We start from the raw sequence: 4399 nt of genomic DNA, 5'->3' as shown, positions 1-4399 counted from the left end.
CCCGAGATCATTCGCCTCCGCCCCAGGGTCTTCTGGATGCAACTGGGCATCGAAAATCATCGAGCGGCGAAGGTGTTGACGGCAGCGGGGATCGACGTGGTCATGAACCGATGCATCAAGACGGATCATGAAAACCTCTTCAAAAAGAACATCATCGTTTAGGGCGCGGCGAAGGCTTTTTCGCGATGTCGCCTGCCATTGTTGCGGCGGGAACGCCGCGTTCAATTGGCAATGCCGATGCGGTTTCGCCATATGCCAGTCGTGCATGGCCGAAAACGTATGGGGGATGTCCTGCAACGGCATCACCTGGCAATGCCCCGACTGCGGAGCGCATAACGGCTTCGGCAATCAATAGATCTGACGGTTCCGCAAAAATCCGATCTCGGCGCTACGCACATCAAAGGCCGATTTCAGGCGGAGACCCGATTATGAAACGGAGGAAATACGCCAATGGCCTTTGAAACCAAGGAGGAAGTTTTCGAGCGGGTGATCCGCCAGAAACGGCCTCTCTGCAAATACTGTCATCAGGAGATGAGCCTGTGGGAGGCACCGGAAATCCTTATCGACGACGGTCTGGGATGGGGTTCCCCCTACATGTTCGTCTGCTTCAACGACGCGTGCCGGCTCTATGTCGAGGGATGGGACAACATCCGCGAAAATTACGGTCGGACGGCCTCCTATCGCTGCATCTGTTATCCGGGAACCGAGACTTATGAGTGCATGTCCGTCTACGGTCCCCAGGGCGGTCGCGGTCAGATTATCGACGAGGCGGCCCTGGAAAGGCAGAAGGAGATCGAGGTCCAGATCGAGAGGGGCCTTGCCCGCATCGACGACTGTGCCGCCGCGGGGGACGGGGAGACGATCCTGGGTATCCTGCTGGACGCCGTGGAGCCGATGCGTGTCCGGATGAGTGCGGCCGCGGTCATCGGAGACCTGGCCGGCATCGATGCCGTCGAACCCCTGAGAAACCGGAAATTCGGGAACGCTGTTCTTCAGAAGCGCGTGACGGCGGCCATCGACAAAATCCATGAACACCACTTCACCCGTGAATGCCCTTTTTGCGCCGAAATCATAAAGAAGCGCGCTGTCGTCTGCAAGCACTGCGGCCGGGACCTTACGGCCTAGACGAGGAAAGGGCGCACCAACCCGGCCCTGATACGCCGAAAGCATCCCCGCCGAACACCGGCGGCGCCTCACCCGGGGATACCGATTCATGTTCAAAATTTATCTGAAGCTGCTGTTGACGGCGTTTTTCTGGGGAGGAACCTTTGTGGCCGGTCGGATGCTTTCCGGCCGCATCTCTCCCTGCTCCGTCGCTTTTCTTCGCTTTACCGTGGCCGCCATCGTTCTCCTCCTGCTGACCTGGCGGATTGAGGGGCGGCTGCCCATGGTGGAGCGGCGCCAGATTCTGCCGCTGTTCCTGCTGGGAATGACCGGCGTCTTCTCCTATAACATTTTTTTCTTCAAGGGGCTCGAGCTCATCAGCGCCGGTCGCGCAGCCCTCATCATCGCGTTGAACCCCATATTCATTACGATATGCGCGGCCATGTTTTTCAGGGAACGATTGTCCCCCCTCAAGGTGATCGGCATCCTCCTTTCGGTCGCCGGCGCCATGATCGTGGTCTCCCGGGGAAATCCCGCGGCGCTCCTGACGGCAGGCCTCGGCCTGGGCGAGGTCTATATCCTGGGCTGCGTATTGAGCTGGGTCGCCTTTTCCATCATCGGCAAAATGATCCTCTCCGGCGTGACGCCCCTCGTATCGGTGACTTACTCCGCCGCCGTGGGTGCCGCGGCCCTCTTCGTTCCCGCCTATTTCGAGGGGGTGACCCGCCATCTCCCGGAATACACCGCGGTTGTCTGGTTCAACGTGATCTACCTGGGCGTCTTCGGCACCGTAATCGGCTTTATCTGGTACTATGAGGGGATCAAGGCCATCGGGCCCACCCGGGCCGGTCTGTTTATCAACTTCGTGCCGGTCAGCGCCATCATTCTGGCCTTTTTTATCCTGGGCGAACCCGCGACCTTGTCTCTTCTCGTGGGGGCGGTCCTCGTCATCGGCGGTGTTTACATGACACACGCGGGGCGGCCGGCGCCCGTCTCCTCCTGACGCTCCCGGGCCTGCCGGTCTTCGTCTGCGGCGGGACAAGGGATCAGAGCAGGGGGATCAGTTTTTCCACCAGCAACCGGTTGATCTCCGGCGTCTTGAGAGAGATGCGGATGAACCGTTCCGAAAGCCCCTCGAAGTTGCCGCAGTTCCGGATGAGGATCCGCTCCCGGGCAAGGGCGCTGCAAACCGCTTCCGCCGTGCGGCCTTCCGAGAGGCGCGCGAGCAGGAACGACGTGCAGCTGGGAAACACCTCTATGTTCCGGTGTCGCCCGAGCCGATCCGTCATCTCCCGACGCTCCCGATCCAGAAGTTGCCGGCTTTTTTCGATGAAGGGGTCGATCTCGTCCCGACGCGCCATCAGGTATGTCACGGCCAGGTGGGCCAGGCTGTTGACGCTCCAGGGCAGGTAATACCGCTTCATGCTTTCCGCGACATCGGGGGGAGCCGCCAGAAAACCGATTCTCAGGCCGGGGACGCGAAAGATTTTGGACATGGAGTGGAGCACCATGACATTGGGAAGATCGGAACGAATGAGGCTATGGGCTTCGCCCCCGGTCGCGAAGGGAAGGTAGGACTCGTCGATGACGAACCGGACGGCGGGATGCCGCCGGCACAGGTCGACGATCTCGTCTCCCGGTATCAGGCTACCGGTGGGGTTGTTGGGGTTGCAGATGAACATCGTGTCTGCCCGACGGGCGGCATCGGAAAGCGCCCCCATGTCGGGTGCGAACCGCCGTGAGGCATCGGCGACGACATGGCCGAAGGAGACCTCGTGCATCCTGCAGGCGTCGGCATAATCGGCATAGGTGGGGGCCGCGATCATGACCCGTCGGCTTTTGAGGGCCAGGGGGAGGGTGTGGATCAGCTGGGTGGTGCCGTTGCCGGGCACGACCCGCGCGGATTGGATGCCGAACCGGGCGGCAAAAGCCCGGACGGCGGATTCCGCTGCCGCCTCCGGCAGGGCGGTGATGACCTGGAGGCGCTCCCGCAGGTGGTCTGTCAGGCCCGGGGGCGGGCCGAAGGGATTGACGTTGCTGCTCATGTCGGCGATATCCGAGGGCCGGCAACCCAACTCCGTCGCCAGCTGGTAGATGTTTCCGCCGTGCCCGTTGATCATAACGCACCTCCCGCCGCGGCCGCTGCAAAGAGCGCCGCCTCCATAATTTCCGTCATGGCGCCCAGCATGTCTCCCGTAATGCAGCCCATGCGTCGCCGGTAGAATTGCAGGACGGCGACGACCACCGCGATGAAAACAACCGTCACCGCAAGCCCCTGGAAACCGGCAAGAGCCGAGAGTCCGATGGGGATGGACAGGCCCCAGAAATCTCCAAAGGTGAGCGGTTTCCGGAACAGGGCATGACCGGTACCCCCATCCGGCCTGCCATAGGACAGGAACCGAAAACCGAACAACATGCTGCCTCGGGCATAGGCAGGGATAATGAGAAGGAAGAGTGCCCTGTGGCGATCCAGGTCGGCAATGGCGCCCCATTTGACCGCCAGGGCCGAGATCACGGTGACGAGGGCCATGGCGCCGATGCGGCTGTCTTTCATGATCCGGAGGGCTTTGTCCCGGGGGCGGTTGCCGTAGAGCCCGTCGGCCGTGTCGCCCAGGCCGTCGATGTGGAAGGCGCCGGTGATCCAGATCAGGAATACGCCGTCCAGGATCGCGGTCATGTTTCGGGACCAGAGCTGTGAGGCGGCGTGATCAAAGGCGGCCAGGAGTGCCCCGATGAGAAGGCCCACTATCGGAAAGAACGGGATCATGCCGACGGGTTCGAAGGTTCCGGGCCTCCCGACGGGGAGCCGTGTGATGAATTGGATGGCGGATATGAGGTTTTTCATCTTCCGTTCAGGGATTCCTTTTCCGATCATTGAAAGTCTTTGGTTCTGGGATGCCGGGTATGGGTGTCGCTCCGATAGGGCGCAATCCGGGGTCGGGATTTCTCAAGGCATGGCGGATTCCGCTTTTTTGATGATCACGGGGATGCCCGCCACCGTCCAGACAACCTCGTCCGCGCAGGCCGCGACGCGTTGGTTCACGATTCCCATGACGTCACGGAATCGCCGAGCCAGAGGATTTTCCGGGACGATGCCGGCGCCCACCTCGTTGGAGACCAGAATGAGAGGGCAGGACGCATCATCGAGAGCATCCGTCAGATCCCGGACATATCGGTCGATCCGATCGGATGTCTCCGGGGTCAGCAACAGATTTGTGGTCCACAAGGTCAGGCAGTCCACCAGAACGACGTTCGCCGTCTTTCCGGCGTCGGCAACGGCCTCTGGCAGCGCGAC

At 61.4% G+C, this 4399-nt stretch carries 6 protein-coding genes; 3 read left to right on the top strand and 3 right to left on the bottom strand.

Annotated elements, in window-relative coordinates; genetic code table 11:
- Positions 1–36 precede the first annotated feature (36 nt).
- The 3 genes from AB7S84_RS16765 to AB7S84_RS16755 all read left to right on the top strand — a co-directional run bounded on the left by AB7S84_RS16765 (position 37) and on the right by AB7S84_RS16755 (position 2107).
- Positions 37–162 (top strand): CoA-binding protein, encoded by a 126-nt coding sequence (locus tag AB7S84_RS16765; protein WP_428155910.1) that lies wholly within the window; start codon positions 37–39, stop codon positions 160–162.
- Positions 163–450: 288 nt separating this feature from the next.
- Entirely contained in the window at positions 451–1125 is a 675-nt protein-coding gene (locus tag AB7S84_RS16760; protein WP_428155908.1) for a zinc ribbon domain-containing protein, read from the top strand.
- A gap of 88 nt (positions 1126–1213) precedes the next feature.
- Positions 1214–2107, top strand: coding sequence for a DMT family transporter (locus tag AB7S84_RS16755; RefSeq protein WP_428155906.1), 894 nt, complete (start codon positions 1214–1216; stop codon positions 2105–2107).
- A 43-nt stretch (positions 2108–2150) separates the two neighbouring features.
- Here AB7S84_RS16755 and cobD read toward each other — a convergent pair whose 3' ends face one another.
- The 3 genes from cobD to AB7S84_RS16740 form a co-directional block, all read right to left on the bottom strand.
- A complete protein-coding gene (gene cobD / locus AB7S84_RS16750) occupies positions 2151–3224 on the bottom strand; it encodes a threonine-phosphate decarboxylase CobD (protein ID WP_020876091.1) in 1074 nt (357 codons plus the stop codon).
- A complete protein-coding gene (gene cobS, locus AB7S84_RS16745) occupies positions 3221–3949 on the bottom strand; it encodes an adenosylcobinamide-GDP ribazoletransferase (protein WP_020876092.1) in 729 nt (242 codons plus the stop codon). Before cobS ends, cobD begins: the two co-directional genes overlap by 4 nt.
- Positions 3950–4051: 102 nt before the next feature.
- Positions 4052–4399, bottom strand: a 348-nt coding sequence (locus AB7S84_RS16740) for a bifunctional adenosylcobinamide kinase/adenosylcobinamide-phosphate guanylyltransferase (RefSeq protein ID WP_428155903.1), incomplete at its 5' end; no start/stop codon positions are given.

The sequence above is a fragment of the Desulfococcus sp. genome (assembly GCF_050178255.1).
In the GTDB taxonomy this organism is placed as follows: Bacteria; Desulfobacterota; Desulfobacteria; order Desulfobacterales; family Desulfococcaceae; genus Desulfococcus; species Desulfococcus multivorans.
This window is presented reverse-complemented; position numbering and strand designations above follow the sequence as displayed.

Bases quoted from the DNA above. Each gene is read 5' to 3' on its own strand.
- AB7S84_RS16765 (WP_428155910.1), top strand. From the start codon at position 37: ATGCAACTGGGCATCGAAAATCATCGAGCGGCGAAGGTGTTGACGGCA.
- AB7S84_RS16760 (WP_428155908.1), top strand. From the start codon at position 451: ATGGCCTTTGAAACCAAGGAGGAAGTTTTCGAGCGGGTGATCCGCCAG.
- AB7S84_RS16755 (WP_428155906.1), top strand. From the start codon at position 1,214: ATGTTCAAAATTTATCTGAAGCTGCTGTTGACGGCGTTTTTCTGGGGA.
- cobD (WP_020876091.1), bottom strand. From the start codon at position 3,224: ATGATCAACGGGCACGGCGGAAACATCTACCAGCTGGCGACGGAGTTG.
- cobS (WP_020876092.1), bottom strand. From the start codon at position 3,949: ATGAAAAACCTCATATCCGCCATCCAATTCATCACACGGCTCCCCGTC.